Annotated in this window: 28 protein-coding genes and 1 other RNA gene; 11 read left to right on the forward strand and 18 right to left on the reverse strand. The window is 63.1% G+C overall.

The features are described from left to right. Positions 1–43: 43 nt before the first annotated feature. The 6 genes from ACF8SD_RS13055 to ACF8SD_RS13080 form a co-directional block, all read right to left on the reverse strand. The gene (locus tag ACF8SD_RS13055) at positions 44–1045 is read right to left on the reverse strand and encodes an extracellular solute-binding protein (protein ID WP_173891505.1); all 1002 of its coding nucleotides are present in this window, start codon (positions 1043–1045) and stop codon (positions 44–46) included. Between the two features lie 117 nt (positions 1046–1162). Beyond that, the gene (locus tag ACF8SD_RS13060; protein WP_173891763.1) at positions 1163–2380 is read right to left on the reverse strand and encodes a 2-octaprenyl-3-methyl-6-methoxy-1,4-benzoquinol hydroxylase; all 1218 of its coding nucleotides are present in this window, start codon (positions 2378–2380) and stop codon (positions 1163–1165) included. An 8-nt stretch (positions 2381–2388) separates the two neighbouring features. Beyond that, positions 2389–2871: a DUF4442 domain-containing protein gene (locus ACF8SD_RS13065; RefSeq protein ID WP_392484871.1), complete on the reverse strand. Its 483-nt coding sequence runs from the start codon at positions 2869–2871 to the stop codon at positions 2389–2391. Further along, complete coding sequence (ubiH, locus tag ACF8SD_RS13070; RefSeq protein ID WP_392484873.1) at positions 2868–4067, reverse strand: 2-octaprenyl-6-methoxyphenyl hydroxylase; 1200 nt, start codon at positions 4065–4067, stop codon at positions 2868–2870. The genes ACF8SD_RS13065 and ubiH overlap by 4 nt, the downstream gene beginning before the upstream one ends. Then, a complete protein-coding gene (gene pepP / locus ACF8SD_RS13075; RefSeq protein WP_054911886.1) occupies positions 4064–5398 on the reverse strand; it encodes a Xaa-Pro aminopeptidase in 1335 nt (444 codons plus the stop codon). Before pepP ends, ubiH begins: the two co-directional genes overlap by 4 nt. A 21-nt stretch (positions 5399–5419) precedes the next feature. Further along, a complete protein-coding gene (locus ACF8SD_RS13080; RefSeq protein ID WP_392484875.1) occupies positions 5420–5974 on the reverse strand; it encodes a YecA family protein in 555 nt (184 codons plus the stop codon). A 181-nt stretch (positions 5975–6155) separates the two neighbouring features. Here ACF8SD_RS13080 and ACF8SD_RS13085 point away from each other — a divergent pair, with 181 nt between their 5' ends. The 4 genes from ACF8SD_RS13085 to ACF8SD_RS13100 all read left to right on the forward strand — a co-directional run bounded on the left by ACF8SD_RS13085 (position 6156) and on the right by ACF8SD_RS13100 (position 7541). Then, positions 6156–6338, forward strand: coding sequence for a TIGR02449 family protein (locus ACF8SD_RS13085; RefSeq protein ID WP_029886233.1), 183 nt, complete (start codon positions 6156–6158; stop codon positions 6336–6338). Further along, a complete protein-coding gene (locus tag ACF8SD_RS13090; protein WP_009684142.1) occupies positions 6335–6655 on the forward strand; it encodes a cell division protein ZapA in 321 nt (106 codons plus the stop codon). Before ACF8SD_RS13085 ends, ACF8SD_RS13090 begins: the two co-directional genes overlap by 4 nt. A 17-nt stretch (positions 6656–6672) precedes the next feature. Then, a non-coding RNA gene (gene ssrS / locus ACF8SD_RS13095) (6S RNA) lies at positions 6673–6852 on the forward strand. Positions 6853–6932: 80 nt separating this feature from the next. Beyond that, positions 6933–7541 carry a 5-formyltetrahydrofolate cyclo-ligase gene (locus ACF8SD_RS13100; protein ID WP_173891509.1) on the forward strand — a complete coding sequence of 203 codons (609 nt, stop codon included), beginning with the start codon at positions 6933–6935 and terminating at the stop codon, positions 7539–7541. 19 nt (positions 7542–7560) lie between these two features. Here ACF8SD_RS13100 and ACF8SD_RS13105 read toward each other — a convergent pair whose 3' ends face one another. Further along, entirely contained in the window at positions 7561–7713 is a 153-nt protein-coding gene (locus ACF8SD_RS13105; protein WP_173891510.1) for a hypothetical protein, read from the reverse strand. A gap of 179 nt (positions 7714–7892) precedes the next feature. Between ACF8SD_RS13105 and ACF8SD_RS13110 the strand changes: the two genes are divergently transcribed. Continuing rightward, positions 7893–8342, forward strand: coding sequence for an EVE domain-containing protein (locus tag ACF8SD_RS13110; RefSeq protein WP_173891511.1), 450 nt, complete (start codon positions 7893–7895; stop codon positions 8340–8342). 22 nt (positions 8343–8364) lie between these two features. On the opposite strand, the gene ACF8SD_RS13115 is transcribed toward ACF8SD_RS13110, so the two are convergent. Next, on the reverse strand, positions 8365–8769 hold the full coding sequence (locus ACF8SD_RS13115) for a flagellar basal body-associated protein FliL (RefSeq protein ID WP_173891512.1): 405 nt from the start codon (positions 8767–8769) through the stop codon (positions 8365–8367). A gap of 169 nt (positions 8770–8938) precedes the next feature. Here ACF8SD_RS13115 and ACF8SD_RS13120 point away from each other — a divergent pair, with 169 nt between their 5' ends. After that, positions 8939–9916, forward strand: a complete 978-nt coding sequence (locus tag ACF8SD_RS13120) for an NADPH:quinone oxidoreductase family protein (RefSeq protein ID WP_392484879.1) — start codon at positions 8939–8941, stop codon at positions 9914–9916. Between the two features lie 119 nt (positions 9917–10035). On the opposite strand, the gene ACF8SD_RS13125 is transcribed toward ACF8SD_RS13120, so the two are convergent. From ACF8SD_RS13125 to trxA, 5 genes are all read right to left on the reverse strand, one after another. After that, positions 10036–10686 carry a gamma-glutamylcyclotransferase gene (locus tag ACF8SD_RS13125; protein ID WP_009684148.1) on the reverse strand — a complete coding sequence of 217 codons (651 nt, stop codon included), beginning with the start codon at positions 10684–10686 and terminating at the stop codon, positions 10036–10038. Between the two features lie 245 nt (positions 10687–10931). Further along, positions 10932–11900, reverse strand: a complete 969-nt coding sequence (locus ACF8SD_RS13130) for a CDP-6-deoxy-delta-3,4-glucoseen reductase (protein WP_009684149.1) — start codon at positions 11898–11900, stop codon at positions 10932–10934. Then, positions 11900–13366 (reverse strand): 4-hydroxy-3-polyprenylbenzoate decarboxylase, encoded by a 1467-nt coding sequence (gene ubiD / locus ACF8SD_RS13135; RefSeq protein ID WP_173891515.1) that lies wholly within the window; start codon positions 13364–13366, stop codon positions 11900–11902. Before ubiD ends, ACF8SD_RS13130 begins: the two co-directional genes overlap by 1 nt. Before the next feature lie 205 nt (positions 13367–13571). Next, entirely contained in the window at positions 13572–14831 is a 1260-nt protein-coding gene (rho, locus tag ACF8SD_RS13140; RefSeq protein WP_029886229.1) for a transcription termination factor Rho, read from the reverse strand. A 226-nt stretch (positions 14832–15057) separates the two neighbouring features. After that, a complete protein-coding gene (trxA, locus tag ACF8SD_RS13145) occupies positions 15058–15387 on the reverse strand; it encodes a thioredoxin TrxA (RefSeq protein WP_021783523.1) in 330 nt (109 codons plus the stop codon). A 243-nt stretch (positions 15388–15630) separates the two neighbouring features. Between trxA and ppx the strand changes: the two genes are divergently transcribed. Continuing rightward, positions 15631–17133, forward strand: coding sequence for an exopolyphosphatase (gene ppx / locus ACF8SD_RS13150; protein WP_029886228.1), 1503 nt, complete (start codon positions 15631–15633; stop codon positions 17131–17133). Here the strand turns inward: ppx and ppk1 are convergent. Continuing rightward, positions 17120–19369, reverse strand: coding sequence for a polyphosphate kinase 1 (gene ppk1, locus ACF8SD_RS13155; RefSeq protein ID WP_392484882.1), 2250 nt, complete (start codon positions 19367–19369; stop codon positions 17120–17122). The two genes, ppx and ppk1, sit on opposite strands and share 14 nt — an antisense overlap. 212 nt (positions 19370–19581) lie before the next feature. On the opposite strand from ppk1, the gene ACF8SD_RS13160 reads away from it, so the two are divergent. Both ACF8SD_RS13160 and elbB read left to right on the forward strand, forming a co-directional pair. Beyond that, on the forward strand, positions 19582–20184 hold the full coding sequence (locus ACF8SD_RS13160; protein ID WP_009681657.1) for a DedA family protein: 603 nt from the start codon (positions 19582–19584) through the stop codon (positions 20182–20184). 189 nt (positions 20185–20373) lie between these two features. Further along, the gene (elbB, locus tag ACF8SD_RS13165; protein WP_173891518.1) at positions 20374–21033 is read left to right on the forward strand and encodes an isoprenoid biosynthesis glyoxalase ElbB; all 660 of its coding nucleotides are present in this window, start codon (positions 20374–20376) and stop codon (positions 21031–21033) included. A gap of 173 nt (positions 21034–21206) precedes the next feature. Here elbB and ACF8SD_RS13170 read toward each other — a convergent pair whose 3' ends face one another. Continuing rightward, positions 21207–21659, reverse strand: a complete 453-nt coding sequence (locus tag ACF8SD_RS13170) for a YaiI/YqxD family protein (protein ID WP_173891519.1) — start codon at positions 21657–21659, stop codon at positions 21207–21209. A gap of 168 nt (positions 21660–21827) precedes the next feature. On the opposite strand from ACF8SD_RS13170, the gene ACF8SD_RS13175 reads away from it, so the two are divergent. Next, a complete protein-coding gene (locus tag ACF8SD_RS13175) occupies positions 21828–24677 on the forward strand; it encodes a class I adenylate cyclase (RefSeq protein ID WP_392484884.1) in 2850 nt (949 codons plus the stop codon). Positions 24678–24716: 39 nt separating this feature from the next. Here the strand turns inward: ACF8SD_RS13175 and rnk are convergent, their stop codons facing one another. The 3 genes from rnk to cyaY form a co-directional block, all read right to left on the reverse strand. Further along, the gene (gene rnk / locus ACF8SD_RS13180; RefSeq protein ID WP_236166550.1) at positions 24717–25127 is read right to left on the reverse strand and encodes a nucleoside diphosphate kinase regulator; all 411 of its coding nucleotides are present in this window, start codon (positions 25125–25127) and stop codon (positions 24717–24719) included. Between the two features lie 146 nt (positions 25128–25273). Beyond that, on the reverse strand, positions 25274–25498 hold the full coding sequence (locus tag ACF8SD_RS13185; protein ID WP_009681652.1) for a DUF1289 domain-containing protein: 225 nt from the start codon (positions 25496–25498) through the stop codon (positions 25274–25276). A gap of 1 nt (position 25499) precedes the next feature. Next, positions 25500–25832, reverse strand: coding sequence for an iron donor protein CyaY (gene cyaY, locus ACF8SD_RS13190; protein WP_016712632.1), 333 nt, complete (start codon positions 25830–25832; stop codon positions 25500–25502). Between the two features lie 250 nt (positions 25833–26082). On the opposite strand from cyaY, the gene ACF8SD_RS13195 reads away from it, so the two are divergent. Then, positions 26083–26295, forward strand: a complete 213-nt coding sequence (locus ACF8SD_RS13195; protein ID WP_054911895.1) for a lipoprotein — start codon at positions 26083–26085, stop codon at positions 26293–26295.

Raw genomic sequence — 26295 nt, forward strand, 5'->3', positions numbered from 1 at the left:
GCGAAAAGGCCCTTTCAGGCCCCGAGAGGATAAAGCCCGGCGCTTAATTCCAGCCAGCCCGATCCATCAGGCGAATGGCTTCAGCCTGGCGTTTGCCGGCAATTTCCACCGGAATGCTGTCGGCCTTGAAGCTGCCCCACGCTGCCACTTCTTCCGATGGCCTGACCTTCGGGTTGGCCGGGAATTCCTGGTTGATGTCGGCGAACAGTTTCTGCGCTTCTTCACCCGTCATCCATTCCACCAGCTTGGTCGCTGCCTCGGGGTGCGGTGCATGTTTGCTAAGGCCAATGCCCGACAGGTTCACGTGCACGCCACGGTCGCCCTGGTTGGGCCAGAAGAGCTTCACCGGCAACTGCGGGTTCTGCTTGTGCAGGCGGCCGTAGTAGTAGGTGTTGACGATGCCCACGTCGCACTGGCCGGCCGCAATGGCCTGGATCACCGCGTTGTCGTCGGAGAACACATCGGTGGACAGGTTGTTGACCCAGCCTTTGACGATTTGCTCGGTCTTCGCCTCGCCATGGGTTTCGATCAGGGTGGCGGTCAACGACTGGTTGTAGACCTTTTTCGCCGTGCGCAGGCACAGGCGGCCTTCCCACTGCTTGTCGGCCAGGGCCTCGTAGGTGCTCAACTCTGCCGGTTTGACCCGCTCGCTGGAGTAGACGATGGTGCGCGCGCGCAAGCTGAGGCCGGTCCAATCATGGGACGAGGCGCGGTACTGCGGCGGAATGTTCTGGTCGATGGTGGCGGACTTGATCGGCTGCAGGATGCCCATTTGCTCGGCCTGCCACAGGTTGCCGGCATCGACGGTCAGCAGCAGGTCGGCCACGCCATTGTCGCCCTCGGCCTTGATGCGCTGCATCAGCGGCGCTTCCTTGTCGGTGATGAACTTGACCTTGACGCCGGTTTTGGCGGTATAGGCATCGAACACCGGCTTGATCAGCTCATCGATGCGCGAGGAGTACACCACCACTTCTTCCGCTGCCTGGGCGGTGCCGCCGAACAAAGTCAGGGCCAGGGCGGCCAGTAGGGGCTTGCGTGGCAACATGGAAAGCGCTCCTCGGAAGGTATGAGAGGCGCAAATGGTAGTGAATCCCATTTTCTGGCTCATCCTTTGAGCCGTTACCGGATGTTGCAGAGGGGGCGCAAAGCGGCCCCCGCCATCTCAAGCCTTGGCCAATTCCGGCAAATCCCCGGACAGCCCCAACGCCTGGCGCACGAACATCGCCTTGGCTTCGGGCAGCTGCTGCACCAGCTTCAGCCCACTGTTGCGCAACCAGCGCAACGGCAGCGGGTTGGCCTGGAACAACCGCTCGAACCCTTCCATCGCCGCCATCAGCGCCAGGTTATGCGGCATGCGCCGGCGCTCGTAACGGCTCAATACCTTCACGTCCGCCAGCCGTTCGCCACGCTCGCAGGCCTTGCCCAGTACGTCGGCCAGCACCGCCGCATCCAGAAACCCCAGGTTGACGCCCTGCCCGGCCAAGGGGTGGATGGTGTGGGCCGCATCACCCACCAACGCCAGGCCGTGCTCCACGTAGCGCTTGGCGTGGCGCTGACGCAGCGGTACACACACCCGTGGGTCGGCCTGCAGCACGCTCCCCAGGCGCCCCTCGAAGGCCCGCTCCAGGGCCTGCACGAAGGCAGCGTCATCCAGCGCCATCAACCGCTCGGCCTGCTCCGGCGTGGTCGACCAGACGATCGAGCACCAGTCTTGCTGGCCACCTCGGGTCAACGGCAGGAAAGCCAGCGGCCCCTCATCGGTGAAGCGCTGCCAGGCTGTGGCCTGGTGCCCGGCGCTGCAACGCACGCTGGTCACGATGGCGTGGTGCAGGTAATCCCATTCGCGGGTGTCGCAACCGGCCAGCCGCCGCACGGCCGAATGGGCGCCATCGGCCGCGACCACCAGCGGCGCGCGCAAGCGCCGGCCATCGGCCAGGGTCAGCAGCCAGTCATCGCCAGAGCGGCGCAGTTGTTCCAGCCGCGCGTTGGCCAGCAGGCCGACATCGCTGTCGTGCAGGCGCTCCAGCAGGCTGTCCTGCACCACCCGGTTCTCGACGATATGGCCGAGCACCTGGGCATGCACGCTGGCCGCCGAAAAGTGAATCTGCCCGGTGCCGCTCCCGTCCCACACATGCATGTCGGAGTACGGTGTGGCACGCCGCTGGGCAATGCCTTCCCAGGCACCGAGGCGTTCGAGAATGCGCTGGCTGGCGGCCGACAATGCGCTGACCCGCGGTTCGAACGGAGCCTGGGCATCGAACGGCTTGACCGTCAGCGGGCCGCCGTCGAGCAAGAGGATTTGCAAGCCACTGTGGCGTAACGCCAGGGCCAGGGCGCTGCCGACCATACCGGCACCGACAATCAACAGATCTGCGCGCATTTCCATGCCTACGCCTGCCTCGCTTGCGGCTTGAGCCGCACATATAGGGTTTTATCGACCCGCGCCACCAGTTCGCCGGCGCCATCGCGGATATCGACCTGCACACGCGGCAGGCACTTCTTGCCGGTAGCGGTCTGCTGACGAATGTCGTTCAGCAGCGCGTCATCGACGTGGAATTCGGCGAACACCGGGCCTTTGCCCGGCGCGATGAAATCGATGCTGGCGGCCTTGTCCCAGACAATGTAGTCGCGCCCCAACTGCTCGATCAGCAACAGCATGTAGAACGGGTCGACCATGGCATACAGGCTGCCGCCAAACTGGGTACCGACGTAATTGCGGTTCCAGCGCGTCAGCTTCATTGCCACCTTCACGCTGCGCAGGTCCGGGCTGATGTGCTGCACGCGAATACCTGCCCCCAAGTAAGGCGGGTAAAGGTTCAACAGCCAGCGCAGCATGCGCGCCCGGCGTGCGCGTTTACGGGGGTTGCTCATGCCAGGCCCTGCCGGTCGGGGCGGGTGCCCAGGCCCATGGCCTGGCGAGCGAACCAACTTTTGGCCGGTGGCAGCAGGTCAAGCCCGAGCAGGCCCAGGTTACGCCCGGCGGCCAGCAACGGCTGCTGGCTGCCGAACAGGCGGGTGACCTGGTCGGAGAAGCCAATGGTCATGGCCTGGTCCAGGCGCTGGCGCTGGTGATAGGCCTGCAGCGTGGCCAGGTCGCCCGGGCGCGGCGGGCCGGCAAGCAACGCCTCGGCCAACGCTTGCACGTCACGCAACGACAAGTTGAACCCCTGGCCGGCAATCGGGTGCAAGCTGTGCGCAGCGTTGCCGAGCACCACCAACTGTGGCCGCACCTGCTCCTGGGCTTCGATCAACGACAGCGGGTACAGATGCCGCGCACCGACCTGGCGCAGCGCACCCAGCCGGTAGCCGAACACCCCCTGCAACTCGCGCAGGAAACTGCGCTCGTCGATGGCGGCCAGCCGTTTGGCGTCCATGCCCTGGCGGGTCCATACCAGCGCGCAGCGGTTATCCGGCAATGGCAGCAGGGCCATGGGGCCGTCTTCGGTGAAGCGCTCGAAGGCCTGGCCGCGATGGGCCTCGCCAGGGCTGATGTTGGCGATCAGGGCGCTCTGCTGGTAGGGCGTATGGCGTACCTGGATGCCCAGTTGCTCGCGCAAACCAGAACGGCCGCCGTCGGCCAGCACTGCCAGGTCGCAGTGCAGCTGGGTGTCGTCGTTCAAGCGCAGTTGGTAGCCACCGTCGACCGCCTGCAGCGCGGTCACTTCTGCCGGGCAGCGCCAGCTGACCACCTCGCGGTCCAGGCCTTGCCACAGGCACTGGCCCAGCCAGGCGTTCTCCACCACGTAACCCAGCGCCGGCACGCCTTCTTCCTGGGCATCCAGGCGGGTGGCGCCAAAGCGGCCACGGTCGGAGACGTGAATCTGCCGGATCGGCTCGGCTCGGTGGCCAATGGCCTGCCACAGGCCCAGTTGCTGGTAGATCTGCTGGGTGCCGAACGACAAGGCCGAAGAGCGGGCATCGTAGCTGGGCTGGTAACTGTCGCCAGGGGCGAACGGCTCGATCAGCAGGATCTTCCAGCCTCTGGCCTTGGCCCCGGCCTGCAAGGCCAACGCCAGGCTGGCACCCACCAGGCCGCCACCAATGATTGCCAGGTTTACCCGGTTCATGCGGCGTCCTTGCGTGCAGCCTGCATCAGCGCCTCGATCTCGGCGACCGTGCGTGGCACGCCCGAAGTGAGGATTTCACAACCTTGCCTGGTCACCACCACGTCGTCCTCGATCCTTACCCCAATGCCGCGCCACTTCTTGGCCACGGCCTGATTGTCGGCACCAATGTAGATACCCGGTTCGACGGTCAGCGCCATACCCGGTTCCAGCACCCGCCATTCACCGCCCACCTTGTACTCGCCCACATCGTGTACATCCATGCCCAGCCAGTGGCCGGCACGGTGCATGTAGAAGGCGCGGTAGGCTTCGCTGTCGATCAGCGCCTGCACATCGCCCTCCAGCAGGCCCAGCTCCACCAGCCCGGTGGTGATGACCCGCACGGTCGCCTCATGGGCATGGTTCCAGTGCTTGCCGGGGGCGATTTCGGCGAACGCTGCGGCCTGCGCCTTGAGCACCAGCTCGTAGATAGCCTTCTGCTCGGGTGAAAAGCGCCCGCTGACCGGGAAGGTGCGGGTGATGTCACTGGCGTAGCAGTCGATTTCGCAGCCGGCGTCGATCAGCACCAGGTCGCCCTCCCTGAGCGGCGCGTCATTCTGCTGGTAGTGCAGGATGCAGCCATTGCGCCCAGCGGCAACGATGGAGCCGTAGGCCGGCATCTTCGCCCCGCCCTTGCGGAACTCGTAGTCCAGTTCGGCTTCCAGGCTGTATTCGTACAACCCGGCCCGGCAGGCCTGCATGGCCCGCACATGGGCACGCGCAGAAATGTCTGCAGCCGCCCGCATGACTTTCACTTCCGCTGCCGATTTATACAGGCGCATGTCATGCAGCAGATGATCCAGCGCAACGAACTCGTTCGGTGGCTGGGCACCCAGCCGGGCCTTGGAGCGGATCACGTTGATCCAGTCCATCAACCGGCGGTCGAATTCAGGGTTGCTGCCCATGGCGCTGTACACCCGCTCGCGGCCTTCGATCAGGCCAGGCAGGATTTCGTCGATGTCAGCGATGGGGAATGCATCGTCGGCGCCAAAATCACTCACTGCGCCTTCCTGGCCGGCGCGCAAGCCATCCCACAGCTCCCGCTCAGGGTTGCGCTCACGGCAGAACAGCACGTACTCACCGTGCTCGCGCCCGGGGATCAGGGCAATGACCGCCTCTGGCTCGGGGAAGCCGCTGAGGTACTGGAAGTCGCTGTCCTGGCGGTACACGTGCTCGACGTCACGGTTGCGGATGGCAACCGCGGCGGCGGGCAGGATGGCGATGCTGTTGGGGACCATCTGCGCCATCAGCGCCTTGCGCCGCCGGGCATACTCGGCCTTGGGAATGTGGCTCATGGGCAGACTACCCCTGGTTGATCAGTGCAGCGATGGCTTGGGCGCGGGTGCGGAAGGCTTGGCCAGCTCGGAGAACAGCAGCAGCGGCGCAACGCGCAGGTACTCCATGACTTCCATGTAGTCGCTCTCGCCATCATCGGATTCTTCGAGGGCTTCCTGCACTTGGGAAATGGCCACCAGGTCCTGCAGCACTTCCTTGGCCTCGTCGGACAAGTCCTTGCCGCCGGCGTTCAGGCCGAAGCCGGTGATGAAGCCCTGGCACCACTGCCCCAGCGCGGTGGCGCGGTCGGTCAGCGCGGCATCGTCGGAAGGCAGCAGCAGAACGATGGCCATGTCGTCGCTGGTGAGCTCGCCCTTAACCATTTCCTGCAGGCCAACCAGGGCGTTGCGCACGGTGTCACCGGGCTCGGTTTCCAGCAGTTGGGCCGCGTCGGCCAGCCAGCCGTCGGCATCGAAGCCGGCACCGGCGCAGCTGCGGCCAATCAGCAGGCCGTGCAGTTCGGCCGGGGTGACAGGGTGGCCATTGCTGGACAGCAGCATGGCGAAAGCGATGTAGGGCGATTGGGTATTGGGCATGGGCAGCTAGGCGCCAGACGGCGCAAATGACTAGAATGAGGCCTTGTATCCTAGCACCGGCAGGCGCGCCAAGACCATCGGCACTGGCCGTCGCCACCCAGGGAGAGGCATCATCGCCAGGTGACCGAACGACGGAGCGAATCGAGTGCAACCCACGCAAGAGAACGACCTGCAGGCACTGATGAGCCGTTTCGAGCTGCTGATCGAACGTGTCGAGCAACTAAAACGGCAAAATGCACTCCTAGTAGCTCAGGAAAAGTCCTGGCGCGAAGAGCGCGCCCACCTCATCGAAAAAAACGAGATAGCCAAGCGCAAGGTCGAGTCGATGATTTTACGCCTCAAGGCTCTGGAGCAAGACTCATGAGTTCAAGCAATAGCGTCACCGTGCAGATCCTCGACAAGGACTACTCGATCATCTGCCCGCCGGAAGAGCGCAACAACCTGGTTAGCGCAGCCCGCTACCTGGACAGCAAGATGCGCGAGATCCGCAGCAGCGGCAAGGTGATCGGCGCCGACCGCATTGCCGTCATGGCCGCGTTGAACATCACCCACGAGATGCTGCACCGCCAGGAAGACCGCAGCGCAGCGCCGGTCAGCGGCACCAACCGCGAACAGGTGCGCGACCTGCTGGATCGGGTGGACAAGGCTTTGTCCGACGACACGGATACCAAAATCGGCTGAGATTGGTATACTGGCGCCACTCCCTGGGGGATGCGCCAGTCGGTTATGTCCCTGAGCCGATACGCACAACCACGGGGGTTGCACGCTGGGGCCGGTGTGCATGTCCGCCCGACGGAAAGCCTTAACGCCCCCTGCAATCTCCACCTTGAACTTTCGGGTTCAAGGGCTACACCGATAGCGGTCTTATCGGGGAGCCTGAATTCCTTGCCCGCCCCCTGTGGCGGGCAATTCGTTTGTGCCGCGTCTGGCGGCCAGCACGCCTGGGATCGCCTGTGCCATGACCGACACCGCGCCGCTTACCCGCCCTCAGCTTCGCCGTTTGCTGCGCAATGCCCGCCGCGCCCTCACCCCCGCCCAGCAGCGCCAGGCGGCCCTTGGGCTGTATCGGCAATTGGCCCAGCACCCCCTGTTCCGCCGCGCCAGGCACATTGCCCTGTACCTGCCCAACGACGGCGAAATAGACCCGCGCCTGTTATTGCGTGAAGCCCAGCGCCGCGGCAAGCGCACCTACCTGCCGGTGCTGCATGCCTGGCCGCGCACGCGCATGGTGTTCCAGCGTTTCGAGCCAGGGGAAAAACTGCGACCCAACCGTTTCCGTATCCCTGAACCGGTTATCGAGCGCAAACGCCAACGGCCCATCTGGGCACTGGACCTGATTCTGTTGCCGCTGGTCGGCTTTGATGAGGTGGGCGGGCGCCTGGGCATGGGCGGCGGCTTCTATGACCGCAGCCTGGCCTACCAGGGGCGCCGGCAAAGCTGGAAAAAACCATTACTGCTGGGCTTGGCGCATGAGTGCCAGAAGGTCGAGCGGCTGGCGCAGGCCAGTTGGGACGTACCGTTGCAGGGCACGGTCTCGGACCGTGGCTGGTACCTGGCGCCGCGGTAACCGGCGCCAGCAGGGGGCATCAACGTTGCGGTTGGCTGGCGTCTGCCGACGTTTCGTAGGCGTTGTCCAGCTTGCGCTCCCATAACCCTTGCGCATAACCGGTAGTGACCACACCCAGGCCAAAAATGAACACCAGGACCCACAGCAGATCCGGTTTTTTACGTTGATACATGGAAGATTGCCCCCCAAGGCAAACTGTTCAGGCTCGGCGGCTTTCTGAGTGTCGCCGGAGCATCGCGCATTAAACGGGGCGCATTTTCCGACAACCTGCGTCTGCAAGCAAACCTTGACGCCAACCGGCTGTCGGTTTCGTGCACCAGGTTATTTCAAACCTTTTCAGGAGCGACACGCATGGCCTACTGGCTGATGAAATCCGAACCCGACGAACTCTCCATCGAAGCGCTGGGGCGCCTGGGTGAAGCGCGCTGGGACGGCGTGCGCAATTACCAGGCGCGTAATTTCCTGCGGGCCATGAGCGAGGGTGACAGGTTCTTTTTCTATCATTCCAGCTGCCCACAACCTGGCATTGCCGGTATTGGCGAAATCATTCGTGCGGCTTACCCCGACCCGACTGCCCTGGACCCGCAAAGCCCTTACCATGATGCCAAGGCCACAGCCGAGAAGAACCCGTGGAGCGCGGTGGATGTGGCACATGTGCAAACCCTGCCACGGGTGCTGGAGCTGGGCCAGCTGAAGCAGCAGGCCGGCCTGGCCGAACTGCCGCTGGTGCAGAAGGGCAGCCGCCTGTCGGTCATGCCGGTAACCGACGAGCAATGGGCGGTGATTGTCGCATTGCGCTGAAACCGCGCGCCAGCGGCGCCGTTTACTGCACGATCAGGTTATTGAACAGCAGGTCCTCAACGATCGGCTTGCCCTCTTCGGCTTCCATCACCTGCTGCACCTGTTTCAGCGCCTCCTGGCGCAGGTGCTCCTTGGCCTCGACATTGCTCATGCTGTCGACAGACTGTTGGGTGAACAGCGCCACCAGCTGGTTACGGATCAGCGGCTCGTGGTGCTGAACGGCCTTGGCGGCCTCATCACCGGTCACACGCAGGGCCACATCGGCCTTGTACACCCGCAGGCGGGGGCCGCCATCAAGGGCATAGTTGCCGACAAAAGGCGGGCTCAGGGTGATGTAGGCAACCTTGGGGGCACCCTCCTTGGCTTCTTCGGCCATGGCCGCAGTTGGCAGCAACAGCGCCAGTACCATCAAGATCCACGCTTTCACGAATTCGCTCCTCATTCCAATTGGCGCCAGCTTACCCAGCACTGCGCGCAAACCCAAGCCCAGGCTCACGCCGCCGCTTATGCCTGCCCATCAGGGCGGGCCATGCTCGTTGACCCGGCATGCCGCCCTCCTACACTTATCGGCCACGACCCGCAAAGGAATAGCCCCAATGAAAGCTGTGTTGTGCAAAACCCTTGGCCCGGCGGGCAACCTGGTGCTGGAAGAAGTCGCCAGCCCGCTGCCGAAGAACAACGAAATCCTGTTGGACGTGCAGGCTGCAGGGGTCAACTTTCCTGACACGCTGATCATTGAAGGCAAGTACCAGTTTCAGCCACCGCTGCCGTTCTCCCCCGGTGGCGAGGCAGCCGGTGTGGTAGCCGCGGTCGGGGAAAAGGCCGGCGCCTTCAAGGTCGGTGACCGGGTCATGGCGCTGACCGGCTGGGGGGCGTTTGCCGAGCAGGTGGCAGTGCCGTTCTACAACGTGCTGCCGATCCCGGCGAGCATGGACTTCACCACGGCAGCGGCGTTTGGCATGACCTATGGCACCTCGATGCATGCCTTGCGCCAGCGTGGCCAGCTGCAAGCGGGTGAGACCTTGCTGGTACTGGGCGCGTCGGGTGGCGTCGGCCTGGCAGCGGTGGAGATTGGCAAAGCCATGGGTGCCCGCGTCATCGCGGCTGCCAGCAATGCCGACAAGCTGGCAGTGGCCAAGGCAGCCGGGGCAGATGAACTGATTGACTACAGCCAGGCCAGCCTGCGCGAGGAAATCAAGCGCCTGACCAACGGCCAGGGGGTGGACGTGATCTACGACCCGGTCGGTGGCGAGCTGTTCGAGCAGGCGGTACGCGGGCTGGCCTGGAATGGCCGGTTGCTGGTGGTGGGGTTCGCCAGTGGCACCATTCCACAGCTGGCAGCCAACCTGGTGCTGCTCAAGGGCGCGGCGGTGCTTGGGGTGTTCTGGGGTGCGTTTGCCCAGCGTCAGCCGCAGGACAATGCGACCAACTTCCAGCAGCTGTTTGCCTGGCATGCCCAAGGCAAGTTGAAGCCGCTGGTGTCGCAGACTTATCCACTGGCCGAGGCCGGGGCTGCCATTGAGAAACTGGGGCAGCGGCAGGCTGTGGGTAAGTTGGTGGTGCTGGCCAGGTAAGGCTTTAGATCTTCATCTGCCGTTCCGGCCTCTTCGCGGGCGCGCCCGCTCCCACAGGTTCAAAAAGTATGGATTCCTGTAGGAGCGGGCGTGCCCGCGAAGAGGCCGGCACAGGCTGATCAAACCTCGCGCGGGTTATGGCAACGGCGGAACCGCGCCTCCAGGTTGCGATCAGGCATCTGGTGGCTGCGCAGGGCCTGCAAAGTCTGTTCGACATAGTCGCGGGTGGTGCCATAGCGCCCTTTGGCGCTGGCCAGGATATGGCTGAGCAAGGTATCCGGCAGATCACCGGCATAGCAGGGTAAATGCCGCTCCAGCACAAAGCCCAGCGCCTGCACCTTGGTGCCATCGCCCAGCCGGCAGTTGAGCCAATGCGGCCGATAGGCCGGGTAAGGCATCTCACGTTGCCACAGGGCCATGAGCGAGTCGTCCAGGTTGCTTTCATCCAGCCGGTAGGCAAAGCCACTGCAGGACCCGCCACGGTCCAGGCCGAATACCAGCCCGGGGGTTTCCGGGGTGCCGCGATGCTCATGCGACCACAAGTAGAGCCCCCGGTGATAACCATGTACGCGTGCGCGCTGGCGCTCCACCGAATTGCACTCGGGGCGCCAGATCAACGAGCCATAGGCAAACAGCCACACCGGCCCACCCGGGTGCCGAGACATGGTGGTCTTCATGGAGTTGAACAACTGTTCGTGCGTATGTTGCTGACCAAAGTCGAGTGTCGGTGGATATGAAACTTTCCACGACATGCTTTCAAGTGCCGACATAAGCTGCCGCCAGGTTTCCTGTGAACTACGGATGTAGCGAAATTCTATGAGGTTAAGCGCCAAGGCCTCTATACCAAGGCGCTTGCACTAACCATAGGTCAGAACCGCAGGAATACTCAAGCCCTCGTAGCCAGGTTTCATACGCGCAGCCGACGACTGGAAATGATTGTTTCAACAACAGGGAAAGTTATTAATCAAGGCGGTAACAGTTACCGCCTTATAACCTGACTTGCCAACTTGGGTTATTAGCCACGCGGGGCATAGGCAAATACATCGGCACGCATACGGTGCGCATCCATGCCGGCTTCGACCAGGGCGTCGAGTGTGGCGTAGATCATGTTTGGCGAGCCACTGGCATACACATGCACAGTATTGAGGTCGGCAATGTCCTCGCAAACGGCTTCATGCAACATGCCGCACCGCCCTTCCCAGCCGCACAGATCGCTGACCACCTGGTGCAGGTACAGGTTGGGCAGGCGCTGCCATTCGTCCCAATGCTCGATCTGGTAAAAATCTTCAGGCCGACGCACCCCCCAGTACAGGTGCACCGGGTACTGGAAACCCTTGGCGCGGCAATGCTCGACCAGGCTGTGCATCTGGCCCATGCCGGTGCCGGCGGCAATCAATACCAACGGGCCCTCGGGCAACTCGGCCAGGTGGGTGTCGCCAAACGGCATTTCGATACGCGCCAGGCCGTCGCGCCTAAGCTGCTCGATCAGTTGCTGGGCACTGGGCTCGCGCGCCAGTACGTGCAGCTCCAGTTCACGCCCGCCGTGCGGCGCAGACGCCAGCGAGAAGGCCGCCTGCTTGCCGCCCTCACGCTCGATCATCAGGTACTGCCCGGCGTGGTAACGCGGGGGTTTGCCCGCCGGTGCACGCAAGCGCACCCGCCACACGTCGCCACCGACGTCAACGCATTCACTCACGCTGCACGCCAGCTTGCGCACAGGCAACTCGCCCAGGGCGAGCACACCGTCCCAGAGCAACACGCAGTCCTCCAGCGGTTCGGCAATGCAGGTGAACAACTCGCCATGGTCGCGGATTTCGCCGTCCTGACGTACCCGACCCTCGACCAACAACGCGGCGCAGACATGGCAATTGCCATTGCGGCAGCTGTTCGGGCAGTCATAGCCCAGCCGCCGCGCTCCATCCAGGATCCGTTCCCCGGGTTCGAGCGCCAGCACCGCCCCGGACGGCTGCAACGTTACCTGCATCAATCTATTCCCAACTGATCCCACAGCTCATCGATACGCCGGGTGACGGCTTCGTCCTTGACGATGACCCGCCCCCATTCGCGTGTAGTCTCGCCTGGCCACTTGTGCGTGGCATCCAGGCCCATCTTCGACCCCAGCCCCGACACCGGCGACGCGAAGTCCAGGTAGTCGATCGGGGTGTTGTCGATCATCACCGTATCACGCTTGGGGTCCATGCGTGTGGTGATTGCCCAGATCACATCGTTCCAGTCCCGGGCGTTGATATCGTCATCGGTGACAATAACGAACTTGGTGTACATGAACTGTCGCAGGAACGACCATACACCCAACATCACGCGCTTCGCATGGCCGGGGTACTGCTTTTTCATGGTCACCACCGCCATGCGGTACGAGCAACCTTCCGGCGGCAGGTAGAAGTCGGTGATCTCTGGGAACTGCTTCTGCAGGATGGGCACGAACACTTCGTTCAGCGCCACACCGAGAATGGCCGGCTCATCAGGCGGGCGACCGGTGTAGGTGCTGTGGTAGATCGGCTTGAGCCGGTGGGTGATGCGCTCGACGGTGAACACCGGGAAGCTGTCCACTTCGTTGTAGTAGCCGGTATGGTCACCATACGGGCCCTCGGGGGCCATTTCGCCAGGGTGAATCACGCCTTCCAGGATGATTTCGGCGGTGGCCGGCACCTGCAGGTTACTGCCACGGCACTTCACCAGTTCGGTGCGGTTGCCGCGCAGCAGGCCGGCAAAGGCATATTCGGAGAGGGTGTCCGGTACCGGCGTCACGGCGCCCAGGATGGTTGCCGGGTCTGCGCCCAGGGCGACCGCAACCGGGAAAGGCTGGCCCGGGTTCTTCTCGCACCATTCGCGATAGTCGAGCGCACCGCCCCGGTGGCTAAGCCAACGCATGATGACCTTGTTGCGGCCGATCACCTGCTGCCGGTAGATACCCAGGTTCTGGCGGTCCTTGTTCGGCCCGCGGGTCACGGTAAGGCCCCAGGTGATCAGCGGCGCCACGTCGCCAGGCCAACAGTGCTGGATAGGCAGCGCGCCGAGGTCGACATCGTCACCCTCGACCAGCACTTCCTGGCAGACCGCGTCCTTGACCACTTTCGGCGCCATCGACACGACTTTCTTGAAGATCGGCAGCTTCGACCAGGCGTCCTTCAGGCCCTTCGGCGGCTCGGGTTCCTTGAGAAACGCCAGCAATTTGCCGATTTCCCGCAGTTCATCGACCGACTCGGCGCCCATGCCCATGGCCACGCGCTGTGGGGTGCCAAACAGGTTGCCGAGCACCGGGATGTCGAAGCCTGTGGGGTTTTCGAACAGTAACGCCGGGCCTTTGGCACGCAGGGTGCGGTCGCAGACCTCGGTCATTTCCAGGACGGGGGAGATCGGAACCTGGATGCGCTTGAGCTCGCCGCGCTGTTCCAGGCCACGGATGAAGTCGCGCAAGTCGCGATACTGCATGCGGGAGCCTCGTATTGGCCGTATCGGTCGGGGGTGCAGAGTGTAGCGCCGTTCGGGATTTGTTTGGGGGCAAAAATGCAGTGGGGCCGCTTCGCGCCCCTTCGCGGGCACGCCCGCTGCCACAGGTTCAGTGTGATCCTTGTGGGAGCGGGCGTGCCCGCGAAGGGGCGCGAAGCAGCCCCAATCCGTTCCGGTCTGGAAACGCTTACTTGCGCTTCATCGACAGGAAGAACTCGTCGTTGGTCTTGGTCTGCTTGAGCTTGTCGACCAGGAACTCGATGGCGGCGATTTCATCCATCGGGTGCAGCAGCTTGCGCAGGATCCACATGCGCTGCAATTCGTCGTCGGCGGTCAGCAGCTCTTCGCGGCGGGTACCGGAGCGGTTGATGTTGATGGCCGGGAACACGCGCTTCTCGGCGATGCGGCGGTCCAGCGGCAGCTCCATGTTGCCGGTGCCCTTGAACTCTTCGTAGATCACTTCGTCCATCTTCGAGCCGGTTTCGACCAGCGCGGTGGCGATAATGGTCAGCGAACCGCCTTCCTCGATGTTACGTGCCGCACCGAAGAAGCGCTTCGGCTTTTCCAGGGCGTGGGCGTCGACACCACCGGTCAGTACCTTGCCAGAGCTCGGGATCACGGTGTTGTAGGCACGCGCCAGGCGGGTGATGGAGTCCAGCAGGATCACCACGTCTTTCTTGTGCTCGACCAGGCGCTTGGCCTTCTCGATCACCATTTCGGCAACCTGCACGTGGCGCGCTGGCGGCTCGTCGAAGGTAGAGGCAACCACTTCGCCGCGCACGGTACGCTGCATTTCGGTCACTTCTTCCGGGCGCTCGTCGATCAGCAGGACGATCAGGTGGCACTCGGGGTTGTTACGGGTGATGTTCGCCGCGATGTTCTGCAGCATGATCGTCTTGCCCGCTTTCGGCGGAGCAACGATCAGGCCGCGCTGGCCCTTGCCGATCGGTGCGCACAGGTCGATGACGCGGCCGGTCAAATCCTCGGTGGAACCGTTGCCGGCTTCCATCTTCAGGCGCTTGTTCGGAAACAGCGGCGTCAGGTTTTCGAACAGGATCTTGTTCTTGGCGTTTTCCGGACGGTCGAAGTTGATGGTGTCGACCTTCAGCAGCGCGAAGTAACGCTCCCCTTCTTTCGGTGGGCGGATCTTGCCGACGATGGTGTCGCCGGTGCGCAGGTTGAAACGGCGGATCTGGCTGGGCGAGACGTAGATATCGTCAGGGCCGGCCAGGTAGGACGCATCAGCCGAACGCAGAAAACCGAAACCATCCTGGAGAATCTCCAGCACGCCATCACCGGAGATCTCTTCGCCGCTTTTCGCGTGCTTTTTCAGCAGGGCGAAAATCACGTCCTGTTTGCGCGAACGGGCCATGTTTTCGATGCCCATCTGTTCGGCCATTTCCAAAAGATCGGTAATCGGCTTTTGCTTGAGTTCAGTCAGGTTCATAAGGGGAATGACGTAATCATGTAAGAAGGGAGAATTAAGCTTTGGCTTAATGAAGCCGCGCCGCTAGATGGCGACAGGATCGCGTACTGATTCGAATTGGGGATGCTTCGGCGACGGCATGTAGAGGGCACTGGAGAAGCAGTGCGAGGCCGAATGTAACACTTGCTTTTTTCTGCGTCTAGTGCTCTGAAAAAGAAAAGCCCCGCATTCGCGGGGCCTTTTCATATCACAGGTGGGCGTCGAGGAACGCGGCCAGCTGAGATTTGGACAGCGCGCCCACCTTGGTGGCTTCGACGTTGCCGTTCTTGAACAGCATCAGCGTTGGGATGCCACGCACGCCATGCTTGGCCGGGGTTTCTTGGTTCTCGTCGATGTTCAGCTTGGCGACGGTCAGTTTGCCCGCGTAGGTGGAAGCGATGTCGTCCAGAACCGGAGCGATCATCTTGCATGGACCGCACCATTCAGCCCAGTAGTCGACCAGTACCGCGCCTTCGGCCTTCAGGACATCGGCTTCGAAGGAGGCGTCGGTGACATGTTTGATCAGATCGCTGCTCATGGATATCTCCAGGGTCGTAAGCAAAAAAAACGTGGCCCATGATAGCCGCACCCACGCTCGACAGGAAGCTGCGGTCGATTGAGTGTAACTATAGTTGGGCAAGACGCCACGAATCGAAACTGTCATCTGCGTGTCATAGCATCGAATGGCACATTGCCTTGCATCAAGGCCTGGCGTGGCACGCGTTGGCGACAGCCTGCTATCGTGGCACGATTGCCGGGTTAACGACCGAGAACACACAGCATGCCGCACAACATCGCGAAGAACCTGTCTCTGATCGCCGCCATCGACCTTGGCTCCAACAGTTTCCACATGGTCGTGGCCAAGGCCCACCATACCGAAATCCGCATCCTCGAGCGGCTCGGCGAGAAGGTTCAGCTTGCCGCCGGCATCGACGAAGAGCGCAAGCTCAGTGAAGAGGCGATGGAGCGGGGCCTGGACTGCCTCAAGCGCTTTTCCCAACTGATCCACGGCATGCCGGCTGGCTCGGTGCGCATCGTCGGTACCAATGCCCTGCGCGAAGCGCGCAACCGCAACGAATTCATCCAGCGTGCCGAAGCCATCCTCGGGCACCCGGTCGAGGTCATCTCCGGTCGCGAAGAGGCGCGCCTGATCTACCTGGGTGTGTCCCACACCTTGGCCGACACGCCCGGCAAACGCCTGGTCGCCGACATCGGCGGCGGCAGCACCGAGTTCATCATTGGCCAGCGCTTCGAGCCGCTGCTGCGCGAAAGCCTGCAAATGGGTTGTGTCAGCTTCACCCAGCGCTACTTCCGCGACGGCAAGATCACCCCGGCCCGCTACGCCCAGGCCTACACCGCCGCGCGCCTGGAGCTGATGAGCATCGAAAACGCCCTGCACCGCCTGACCTGGGACGAGGCCATCGGCTCGTCCGGAACCATCCGTGCCATCGCTGCCGCCATCAAGGACGGCGGCCTGGGCAACGGCGAGGTCAACGCCGAGGGCCTGGCCTGGGTCAAGCGCAAGCTGTTCAAGCTGGGCGACGTCGACAAGATCGACTTCGAAGGCATCAAGCCGGACCGCCGTACCATCTTCCCCGCCGGCCTGGCGATCCTGGAAGCCATCTTCGATGCCCTGGAACTGCAGCGCATGGACCATTGCGACGGCGCGCTGCGCGAAGGCGTGCTGTTCGACCTGCTGGGCCGCCACCACCATGAAGATGTGCGCGAACGCACCCTGAACTCACTGATGGAGCGTTACCACGTCGACCAGGGCCAGGCAGCGCGTGTGGAGCGCAAGGCGTTGCACGCCTTCGACCAGGTCGCGGACGCCTGGGGGTTGAAGGATGGAAATTGGCGCGATCTGCTCGGCTGGGCAGCCAAAGTGCATGAAATCGGCCTGGATATCGCCCACTACCACTATCACAAGCATGGCGCCTACCTGATCGAGCACTCCGACCTGGCGGGCTTCTCGCGCGAAGACCAGCAGATGATGGCCTTGCTGGTACGGGGCCACCGCCGCAACATTCCCAAGGACAAGTTTGCCGAACTGGGCGAGGAAGGCGTGAAACTGCTGCGCCTGTGCGTGCTGCTGCGCTTCGCCATCCTGTTCCACCACATCCGTGGCAACCAGCAGATGCCGAAGGTCCAGCTCAAGGCTGCCGGTGAAAGCCTCGACATCGCTTTCCCTGAAGGCTGGCTGGAACAGAACCAGCTGACCCAGGCCGACTTCGCCAACGAGGCGGAGTGGCTGACCCGGGTCGGCTTCGTCCTCAGCGTACGTTGAGGACCGGGTTGCTCAGGCGCTCCAGCAGGGTCGCCTGAACGCTGCGCGGGTTCTGGTTGCCGGTTGGGGTGCTGCGCACGTAGCGCCCGTCGGGCTGCAAGGTCCAGGCATGGGTGTTGTCGGTCAGGTAGCCTTCCAGCTCTTTCTTCACCCGCAGCAATAGCTTCTTGCCTTCAACCGGGAAGCAGGTCTCGACACGCTTGTCGAGGTTGCGCTCCATCCAGTCGGCGCTGGACAGGTAGATCTGCTCTTCGCCGCCATTGAGGAAGTAGAACACCCGCGTGTGCTCCAGGAAGCGACCAATGATCGACCGCACCTGGATATTGTGCGAAACCCCCGGAATACCTGGGCGCAGGCAGCACATGCCACGCACCACCAGGTCGATCTTCACGCCAGACTGGCTGGCCTTGTACAGCGCCTTGATCACCTTGGCGTCGGTCAGCGAGTTGAACTTGGCGATGATGTGCGCCGGCTTGCCGTCGAGGGCAAACTGGGTTTCCCGCGCGATCATGTCGAGCATGCCCTTCTTCAGGGTAAACGGCGCGTGCAGCAGCTTTTTCATGCGCAGGGTCTTGCCCATGCCGATCAGCTGGCTGAACAGCTTGCCAACGTCCTCGGTGAGGGCGTCGTCTGAGGTCAGCAGGCTGTAGTCGGTGTACAGGCGGGCGTTACCGGCGTGGTAGTTGCCGGTACCCAGGTGCGCGTAGCGCACGATCTCGCCCTGCTCGCGGCGCAGGATCAGCATCATCTTGGCGTGGGTCTTGAAACCGACCACGCCGTAGATCACCACCGCACCCGCCGCTTGCAGGCGGCTGGCCATCTGCAGGTTGGACTCTTCGTCGAACCGCGCACGCAATTCGATCACCGCGGTGACCTCTTTGCCGTTTCGCGCTGCATCCACCAGGGCATCGACGATTTCCGAGTTGGCCCCGGAGCGGTAAAGGGTCTGGCGCACGGCGAGCACGTGGGGGTCCTTGGCGGCCTGGCGCAGCAGGTCGATCACCGGGGTGAAGGACTCGAAGGGGTGCATCAGCAGGATGTCCTGCTTGCCGATCACGCTGAAGATGTTGTCGGCGTTCTGCAGCAGCTTGGGAATCGCCGGCGTGAACGGCGTGTATTGCAGCTCCGGGTGGCTGTCCAGGCCGGTGATGCTGAACAGGCGCGTGAGGTTGACCGGGCCATTGACCTGGTACAGCTCGCTTTCGCTGAGGCTGAACTGCTTGAGCAGGTAGTCCGACAGGTGTTTCGGGCACGTGTCGGCGACCTCCAGGCGCACGGCATCGCCGTAGCGGCGCGAGAACAGCTCGCCACGCAAGGCGCGGGCCAGGTCGTCAACCTCTTCGGAGTCCAGTGCCAGGTCAGCGTTACGGGTCAGGCGGAACTGGTAGCAACCCTTGACCTTCATGCCCTGGAACAGGTCGTCGGCATGCGCGTGGATCATCGACGACAGGAATACATAGTTGGCACCCGGGCCACCGACTTCTTCCGGCACGCGAATCACCCGCGGCAGCAGGCGTGGGGCAGGGATGATCGCCAGGCCCGAATCACGACCGAAAGCGTCCACCCCCTCCAGCTCGACGATGAAGTTCAGGCTTTTGTTCACCAGCAGCGGGAACGGGTGGGTCGGGTCGAGGCCGATGGGGGTGATGATCGGGGCGATTTCGTCGCGGAAGTAGCGGCGCACCCAGGTCTTGAGCTTGGGTGTCCAGTAACGGCGGCGAATGAAGCGGATCTGGTGTTTTTCCAGCTCCGGCAACAGCACGTCGTTGAGAATGGCATATTGCCGGTCGACCTCCAGGTGCACCAGTTCGCTGATGCGCGCCAGTGCCTGGTGCGGCTGCAAGCCGTCGGCGCCGGCCAGTTCGCGGGCAAAATTGATCTGCTTCTTGAGGCCGGCCACCCGGATTTCGAAGAACTCGTCAAGGTTGCTGGAGAAGATCAGCAGGAACTTGAGCCGCTCCAGTAGCGGGTAGCTCTCGTCCAGTGCCTGCTCCAGCACACGAATATTGAACTGCAACTGCGAGAGTTCGCGATGAATATACAGGCTGCTGTCGTCCAAGCCAGGCACCACGATTGCCGGGGCCGGCGGCGGCGCAGGCACCGGGGCGGCAGGCTCGGCCGCCTGTCCGGCTTCCGGCGCGGTGGCCGGCGGCAGGTCTGGCGGGGTCTGCAGCATCTCTTCGGGGAGCTCCTGGGCATCCTTGATCGCGACAGGGCTAAGCACTTCATTATTCATCTGACGTTCCTGAGGACGTTAACGCCCTATCATCAATTGAGCGGCAAGATAAGCGCCCATTATGACGCCTGTGTGACATGGCAGGGCAAGCCATGACGCGTGGCCTATGGCAATGTGGTGTAGGAATTGTTCACGTGGAGACACATTTGGACACTTTCCCGAATGCCCGCGAAGGGGTAGGCTGCGCGTTCATTTCGCCAGCACCTCAGAAAATGCTTCAACAATTCCTGCAGGATTTCGGCTACTTTGCCCTTTTTCTAGGCACCTTCTTTGAAGGCGAGACCATCCTGGTGCTTGCAGGATTCCTTGCATTCCGCGGTTACATGGACATCAACCTGGTGTGCCTGGTGGCGTTCTTCGGCAGCTATGCCGGCGACCAGTTGTGGTATTTCATGGGCCGGCGCCACGGCCGCAAGATTCTGGCCCGCAAGCCGCGCTGGCAGGCGATGGGCGACCGGGCGCTGGCCCACATTCGCCGCCATCCCGACATCTGGGTACTGAGTTTCCGCTTCGTCTACGGCCTGCGCACGGTCATGCCCGTGGCCATTGGCCTGTCGGGTTATCCGCCACGCCGCTACCTGCTGCTCAACGGCATTGGCGCGGCGATCTGGGCCATTGCCCTGGGTGCGGCGGCCTATCACTTCGGCGCCATCCTCGAAGGCCTGCTGGGCAACGTCAAGCGGTACGAGCTATGGGTGTTGGCCGCCCTGCTGGGGCTGGGCGTGCTGTTGTGGCTGCGCCGTCGCTTCCGTGCCCTGCGCGCAGAGCGCAAGGCCGCTGCCCAGGCGGCGGGCGAACAGCGCGACCAGCAGTGACCCCGAGGCGCCAGTGCGGCGCATCGGGTTGCACTACAGCTTGTCGGGGTTGCCGGACGAACAAGGCAGCCGTGCGCCTGTCACAAGCATGACTGGCCCTGAAAACAAACCCGGCGAGCGCCAGCTCGCGATGCGCCGCGCAGGCAGCGCTCGATCTCCCAGGCGCGACACAATACTGGAGCTTCAAAGATGACTAAAAAAGTAGCGGTGGTTCTTTCCGGCTGTGGCGTGTACGACGGCGCCGAAATTCACGAAAGCGTGATCACCCTGCTGCGCCTGGACCAGCGCGGCGCGCAAGTGCAGTGCTTCGCGCCGAACATTGCGCAGATGCATGTGATCAACCACCTGACCGGCGAGGAGATGCCCGAGTCGCGCAATGTGCTGGTGGAATCGGCGCGCATTGCCCGGGGCGAGGTCAAGGACATCCGCGAGGCCAAGGCCGAAGACTTCGATGCGCTGATCGTGCCGGGTGGCTTTGGGGCGGCGAAGAACCTCTCCAACTTCGCCGTGGAAGGCGCAAACTGCAGCGTCAACCCAGACGTACTGACCCTGGCCGAAGCCTTTGCCGCTGCCTGCAAGCCGGTTGGCCTGATCTGCATTTCGCCGGCACTGGCGGCGAAGATCTACGGGCCGGGGGTAGTCTGCACCATTGGTAGCGATGCGGATACTGCGGCGGCAGTGGTGAAGATGGGCGGCACCCATGAAGAATGCGACGTGCACGACATTGTCGAAGATACCCAACGCAAGCTGGTGACGACCCCGGCTTACATGGAGGCCAAGTCGATCAGCGAGGCGGCTGGCGGTATCTACAAGCTGGTGGACCGGGTGCTGGAGCTGACCCACGAGTAAGGCCCGCCTACGCGAGCCCAGAATCCGGCGCGATCCTTTGTAGGAGCGGCCTTGTGTCGCGAAAGGGCCGCGAAGCGGCCCCAGGATTTCAGCTTCGCGTCGAAGATTGTCGGGGCCGCTGCGCGGCCCTTTCGCGACACAAGGCCGCTCCCACAAAAGGGCCGCGTTACACTTCAGGCCCGCGATAGTCGCGAAATGATCCGGTCCAGCGCATTGGCGAACGCCTGCTTGTCGCGCTCCCCATAAGCCGCCTGCCCTCCCCCGACCTGGCCCTGCTCGCGCAAATCGGTGAACAGGTTGCGCGCGGCCAGCCGATCACCCATGTTGCGCTCGTCGAACTCGCGCCCGCGCGGGTCCAGCACTGCCACGCCCTTCTTGACCAGGCGGTCGGCCAACGGCACATCGCTACAGATCACCAGCTCGCCTGGCACGGCATGCTCGACCAGATAATCGTCGGCCGCATCCATGCCACTGGGCACCACGATCAACCGCACGATCGCAAACGCAGGCTTGGCCACTGCCTGGCCCGCCACCATCACCACCTCGAACTTGCGCTTGAGGGCGAACTTGACGATCAGATCCTTGGCTGCCTTGGGGCAGGCATCGGCATCGATCCATACACGCATCGGATAATCTCTTCATCAGCTCAATGTGCTCATGATGCCTCATGCACGGCAAAAGCCGGAACCGGCCGGCGCGCTGGAAAAATGGCGCCAATATTCCAATTAGCGCTTATCCGCCCCTGTTACTCAGGCTAAACTCGCCACAGCTTCACTGGCCGGCCCGAGCGCGCAATGAACCACCCCCACGAAATCCGCCCCGACCTGGACCAAGGCATCGACCGCAAAGTCCTGGCGACACTGCGCGCGCGTTTCCTGCACCTGAACCAAGCCCGGCTGCAGCGGGCAATGGAGGGCCTGTCGACACGTCAGCAACAAGTGCTGCTGTTGTTGCCCTTGCTGTTTCACGTGAACCACCCGCTATTGCCGGGTTACGTCTCGGGCAGCACCCCCGCAGGCGTCTCGGGCTACGAGCCCGGTAGCGAGCTGGTCGCAGAAGCCCAGCGCCTGGCCCGCTCATTCACCTACAAGGCCCAGCATGGCCACCCGCCACGGCCGATTCACGGCCTGTTCCTAATGGGCAGCCTGGGGTCGCTGGCGCAGGCCGAGCACAGCGACATGGACGTGTGGGTATGCCACGCCCCCGGCTTGCCCGAGCCGCTGCTCGAAGAGCTGCGCCGCAAGTGCCAACTGCTGGAAACCTGGGCGGCCAGCCTGGGCACGGAGGCACACTTTTTCCTGATCGACACCCAAGGGTTTGCCCAAGGCCAGCGTGATGGTCAGCTTGGCTCAGACAATTGCGGGACTACCCAGCATTACCTGCTGCTGGACGAGTTCTACCGCACCACCGTGTGGCTGGCCGGGCGTACGCCGCTGTGGTGGCTGGTGCCGGTCTACGAAGAAGGCAATTACCAGGCCTATACCCAGACCCTGCTGGCCAAGCGCTTTATCCGCAGCCAGGATGTGCTCGACCTAGGCAACCTGGCGCACGTTCCGCCCGGCGAGTTCATTGGTGCCGGCCTGTGGCAACTGTTCAAAGGCATCGACTCACCCTACAAGTCGCTACTCAAACTGCTGCTGACCGAGGCCTACGCTAGTGAATACCCTGGCGTGCGCTGCCTGAGCCTGGACTACAAGCAGGCAGTGTTCGCCAACCAGCTGGACCTGGACGACCTGGACCCGTATGTCATGGTCTACCGGCGCATCGAACGCTACCTGCTGCAAAGGGGCGAGCCTGTACGCCTGGAACGGGTACGGCGCAGCCTGTACCTGAAAGTGAACAAGAAGCTCAGCGATCAGAACCGTAGCAATGGCTGGCAGCGCCGTTTGCTTCAGCGCCTGGCTGACGAGTGGGGGTGGGATGAGCGCCAGCTGGCGATACTGGACAGCCGCAGCCAATGGAAAGTCCAGCAGGTTGCCGTGGAGCGCCGCGAACTGGTGGCCGAGCTGAACCACAGCTATCGCTTCCTTGGCCAGTTCGCACGCACCCGGAACGCCAGCAGCCGTGCCGACCAACGCGAGCTCAACGTACTGGGCAGGCGCCTGTATGCGGCCTTCGAGCGCCGTGCCGGCAAGGTCGAGGTGATCAACCCGGGTATCGCTCCGGACCTCGCCGAAGACACCCTCACCCTGGTTCAGTTACCTAACCGCAAGGAACCAGGTAACTACCACTGGGAGCTGTACAGCGGCAACCTGAACTCTCACGACGTCGAGTACTTCAACCCGATAAAACGCTGCCGCGAGCTGCTGGAGCTGCTGGCCTGGGCCCATCGCAACGGGGTCATCGACAGCGGCACGCGCTTGGCGCTGCACCCAGGTGTCAGTGACCTGAGCGAGTTCGAGCTGGTCAACCTGCTCGGTTGCCTGCAGCAATGCATCCCCCTGCCCTTGCCGACCGTGAGTGAGGTGCGCCTTCTGCAACCCAGCGTTGCCGATGAAGTGCTGCTACTGGTCAACGTGGCCATCGACCCACTGCGCCACCACCGCGACCTCAACATCCTGATGACCACCGAGCGCACCGACTCACTGAGCTATGCCGGGGTGCGTGAGAACCTGGTGCTGACCTTGGACCAAGTCACCCTGAACAGCTGGAACGAAGTGCTGGTTCAGCGTTTTGACGGCGAACACGCGCTGGTGCGCTGCCTGCGTGACTTCCTCAACAGCCCGTTGGCGCATGGCCACCGGCCGCGGGTACGGGTGCGTTGCTTCTGCCCGAGCCGCGCACAGGCCATCAGCCAACGGGTGGAAGAGATCTTCGACACCGTGCAGCTGCTGCAGGCCCAAGGCCTACCGCACCGCTACCTGTTACAGGTCGCCCGGCACACCCATGTGCTGGAGCTGCAACCGGGGCATGTCAGCCTGAGCACCCTGGCCGACCACGATGCCCTGCTGGCCTACCTGGGCGAAGAACGCAGCGTCTACAGCCCGTTGTACCTGGACGCCAATGCCCTGCAGGACTACGACCTGCGCCTGGTCCTGGAACAGGGTCGACCGGCGTGCATCCAGGTGTTCTACCGCCTGCAGGACGAATGGGCCGAGCTGTATGTGCTGGATGAATGCAACGCGTTATGGCAACAACGCCTGCCGCTGCATGACGAGGCTCACCTGCTGTTGCCGCTGCAGCGCTTTTTGCGCTCGGTGGTGATGCGCCGCGAGGCCCGCCTGCCGCTGGATGACCTTGGGCAGGCGGCGCTGGATATCCAGTACGCGCAGCTACTGCCTGGTGGCCCGGGCAAGGCCCGCAGCATCGAACCGCGCGTGGCGCCGCAGGAGGGCAGTGACCAGCCTTACTATGAAGTGCAGGCCATCATCCAGGCCGGTGTAGGGGGTGCTGCGCATGTGACACTGTACTGCGACCAGCAGGAGTTTTCCGAGCTGGAGCATGGGCCGCAGCTGTATGCGGTAGTGGCGCGGCAGATCATCGGCCAGCGGCGCGGGGCCGGGAAGTACCGGTGCTATATCACCGACTTGGATTTGTCCGAGCTGCTGGATGACCGGCTGGGGGCAACGCAGGTTTACCTGAGCTACAAGCGGGTGCTGGAGCAGGCATTGAACGAGGGGTTGGAGCAGGTGCTGTGCCAATGACCGGGCTGCTCCAACATGGGCCGCATGGCGGCCCAGGCCTCAGAGGTCGAAATCACCCGCCGCTTCAGGCTGGTACTCGACTTCCAGCAGTTTCAGCTTGAGGGTTTTGCCCCCCGGCGCCGGCCAGTCGATCTGTTCACCCACCGATAACCCCAGCAAAGCGCAGCCAATTGGCGCCAGCACCGAAACCTTGCCTTCCGCCCCGGCATCCTTCGGGTACACCAGGGTCAGGTGGTAGTCCTTGCCGCTGGCTTCCTCACGGCAGTGCACGCGCGAGTTCATGGTCACCACGCCTGCGGGTACTTCCTCATGACCGACGACCTGTGCGGCACGGTCCAGCTCCTCCTGCAGGGCGAGCACACCCGGCGTACTCTCGTCGAGGCTGTCGATCAGACGCTCCAGACGCTGTACGTCCAATCGGGTGAGGATAAGGGAAGGCTTGGTGCTCATGATCCAGTCAGACTCCTTTGAACAGGCAATTTTCAATGCACAGATAAAGCAAAACCCCGCCCAAGGGCGGGGTTTGAAAAGGCTTTGGCGTCATCGACGCAGAACCCGACACTACCACAGACGGGCAAATACTCAAGCCCCTGCGGTCAGTGTGCCTTTGCCTGCGCACGCAGGACCTGTGCCTCGCGGCAGATCTGCCGGCGCCGTTCGTCATCGGCCGAGCGCCACTCGCGAATATGCTCGACATGCCGGTGGCAACCGGTGCAGACACGCTGCTCGTCGAGCCGGCAGACGCTGATGCAGGGTGATGGCACCGCGGGGCTGACGTTGCTGTACAACGGCTTGGGTGGCCGTGGCTGTGCGCTGCTCATGTCAGATCTCGTCGAAGTCCAGCTTCTCGCCAGCCCGCTCCCAGACAATGCGCTCGAGCATTTCGCCCAGCAGCTCTTCGCTCTTTTCGCAGACCCACTTTTTACTCTCTTCGTCGTAGTCGAAGTGGAAACCACCGGAACGGTCAGCCAGCCACAATTGGCGCAGCGGCTCCTGACGGCTGAAGATCAGCTGGGCGCCGCCTTCGAACTTGACGGTGAGCACGCCAGCGGAATTCTCCATGTCCAGGTCCAGGCCGCTCTCGTCGAACAGGTCTTCCAGGGCCTGTTGGGTCGCGTCGACCAGATCGTGGAAACGCGCTTCACTCAAACTCATTGCAGGAACCTCGAAATTGGCGGCATTACAGGCAAGCCGGGGAAGATACGGGCGCAACGCGCCAGCCGCAAGCGGCTAGCTACAAGCCGCAAGAAAAAGCCCAGCCTACACCCGATCGCTTTTTCTTGCCGCTTGAAGCTTGAGGCTCGCCGCGTCTGCTGCCCGCCCGGCGGACCGGCCCTCGCATAGGCAAGCCGCCGGTCGCTCGGTATACTCGGGCGCAATACTGCATTTTCTAAGGATTTCACCCATGAAGCGCCTGATTTCCTCCTTCGCGGCGCTGGTCGCTGTTGCCTGCCTCGTTTCGGCCTGCGGCCAGAAAGGCCCGCTGTATCTGCCGGACGACGGCGATAACGGTAAAGCGCACAAGTCGCACCAGCACTCGTCGAAAGCCAAGCCGACCGCGGTCCAGGAGCAGCCGCCAGCGCCCGAGTCCGAGCCCGAGCAGTCGCCTGCGCAGTAA

The sequence above is a fragment of the Pseudomonas sp. CJQ_9 genome, from assembly GCF_043106615.1.
In the GTDB taxonomy this organism is placed as follows: Bacteria; Pseudomonadota; Gammaproteobacteria; order Pseudomonadales; family Pseudomonadaceae; genus Aquipseudomonas; species Aquipseudomonas juntendi.

What these genes read in the sequence shown, in the direction of transcription:
- ACF8SD_RS13055 (WP_173891505.1), bottom strand. Translation starts at nt 1,045, where the DNA reads ATGTTGCCACGCAAGCCCCTACTGGCCGCCCTGGCCCTGACTTTGTTC.
- ACF8SD_RS13060 (WP_173891763.1), bottom strand. Translation starts at nt 2,380, where the DNA reads ATGCGCGCAGATCTGTTGATTGTCGGTGCCGGTATGGTCGGCAGCGCC.
- ACF8SD_RS13065 (WP_392484871.1), bottom strand. Translation starts at nt 2,871, where the DNA reads ATGAGCAACCCCCGTAAACGCGCACGCCGGGCGCGCATGCTGCGCTGG.
- ubiH (WP_392484873.1), bottom strand. Translation starts at nt 4,067, where the DNA reads ATGAACCGGGTAAACCTGGCAATCATTGGTGGCGGCCTGGTGGGTGCC.
- pepP (WP_054911886.1), bottom strand. Translation starts at nt 5,398, where the DNA reads ATGAGCCACATTCCCAAGGCCGAGTATGCCCGGCGGCGCAAGGCGCTG.
- ACF8SD_RS13080 (WP_392484875.1), bottom strand. Translation starts at nt 5,974, where the DNA reads ATGCCCAATACCCAATCGCCCTACATCGCTTTCGCCATGCTGCTGTCC.
- ACF8SD_RS13085 (WP_029886233.1), top strand. Translation starts at nt 6,156, where the DNA reads ATGAGCCGTTTCGAGCTGCTGATCGAACGTGTCGAGCAACTAAAACGG.
- ACF8SD_RS13090 (WP_009684142.1), top strand. Translation starts at nt 6,335, where the DNA reads ATGAGTTCAAGCAATAGCGTCACCGTGCAGATCCTCGACAAGGACTAC.
- ACF8SD_RS13100 (WP_173891509.1), top strand. Translation starts at nt 6,933, where the DNA reads ATGACCGACACCGCGCCGCTTACCCGCCCTCAGCTTCGCCGTTTGCTG.
- ACF8SD_RS13105 (WP_173891510.1), bottom strand. Translation starts at nt 7,713, where the DNA reads ATGTATCAACGTAAAAAACCGGATCTGCTGTGGGTCCTGGTGTTCATT.
- ACF8SD_RS13110 (WP_173891511.1), top strand. Translation starts at nt 7,893, where the DNA reads ATGGCCTACTGGCTGATGAAATCCGAACCCGACGAACTCTCCATCGAA.
- ACF8SD_RS13120 (WP_392484879.1), top strand. Translation starts at nt 8,939, where the DNA reads ATGAAAGCTGTGTTGTGCAAAACCCTTGGCCCGGCGGGCAACCTGGTG.
- ACF8SD_RS13125 (WP_009684148.1), bottom strand. Translation starts at nt 10,686, where the DNA reads ATGTCGGCACTTGAAAGCATGTCGTGGAAAGTTTCATATCCACCGACA.
- ACF8SD_RS13130 (WP_009684149.1), bottom strand. Translation starts at nt 11,900, where the DNA reads ATGCAGGTAACGTTGCAGCCGTCCGGGGCGGTGCTGGCGCTCGAACCC.
- ubiD (WP_173891515.1), bottom strand. Translation starts at nt 13,366, where the DNA reads ATGCAGTATCGCGACTTGCGCGACTTCATCCGTGGCCTGGAACAGCGC.
- rho (WP_029886229.1), bottom strand. Translation starts at nt 14,831, where the DNA reads ATGAACCTGACTGAACTCAAGCAAAAGCCGATTACCGATCTTTTGGAA.
- trxA (WP_021783523.1), bottom strand. Translation starts at nt 15,387, where the DNA reads ATGAGCAGCGATCTGATCAAACATGTCACCGACGCCTCCTTCGAAGCC.
- ppx (WP_029886228.1), top strand. Translation starts at nt 15,631, where the DNA reads ATGCCGCACAACATCGCGAAGAACCTGTCTCTGATCGCCGCCATCGAC.
- ppk1 (WP_392484882.1), bottom strand. Translation starts at nt 19,369, where the DNA reads ATGAATAATGAAGTGCTTAGCCCTGTCGCGATCAAGGATGCCCAGGAG.
- ACF8SD_RS13160 (WP_009681657.1), top strand. Translation starts at nt 19,582, where the DNA reads ATGCTTCAACAATTCCTGCAGGATTTCGGCTACTTTGCCCTTTTTCTA.
- elbB (WP_173891518.1), top strand. Translation starts at nt 20,374, where the DNA reads ATGACTAAAAAAGTAGCGGTGGTTCTTTCCGGCTGTGGCGTGTACGAC.
- ACF8SD_RS13170 (WP_173891519.1), bottom strand. Translation starts at nt 21,659, where the DNA reads ATGCGTGTATGGATCGATGCCGATGCCTGCCCCAAGGCAGCCAAGGAT.
- ACF8SD_RS13175 (WP_392484884.1), top strand. Translation starts at nt 21,828, where the DNA reads ATGAACCACCCCCACGAAATCCGCCCCGACCTGGACCAAGGCATCGAC.
- rnk (WP_236166550.1), bottom strand. Translation starts at nt 25,127, where the DNA reads ATGAGCACCAAGCCTTCCCTTATCCTCACCCGATTGGACGTACAGCGT.
- ACF8SD_RS13185 (WP_009681652.1), bottom strand. Translation starts at nt 25,498, where the DNA reads ATGAGCAGCGCACAGCCACGGCCACCCAAGCCGTTGTACAGCAACGTC.
- cyaY (WP_016712632.1), bottom strand. Translation starts at nt 25,832, where the DNA reads ATGAGTTTGAGTGAAGCGCGTTTCCACGATCTGGTCGACGCGACCCAA.
- ACF8SD_RS13195 (WP_054911895.1), top strand. Translation starts at nt 26,083, where the DNA reads ATGAAGCGCCTGATTTCCTCCTTCGCGGCGCTGGTCGCTGTTGCCTGC.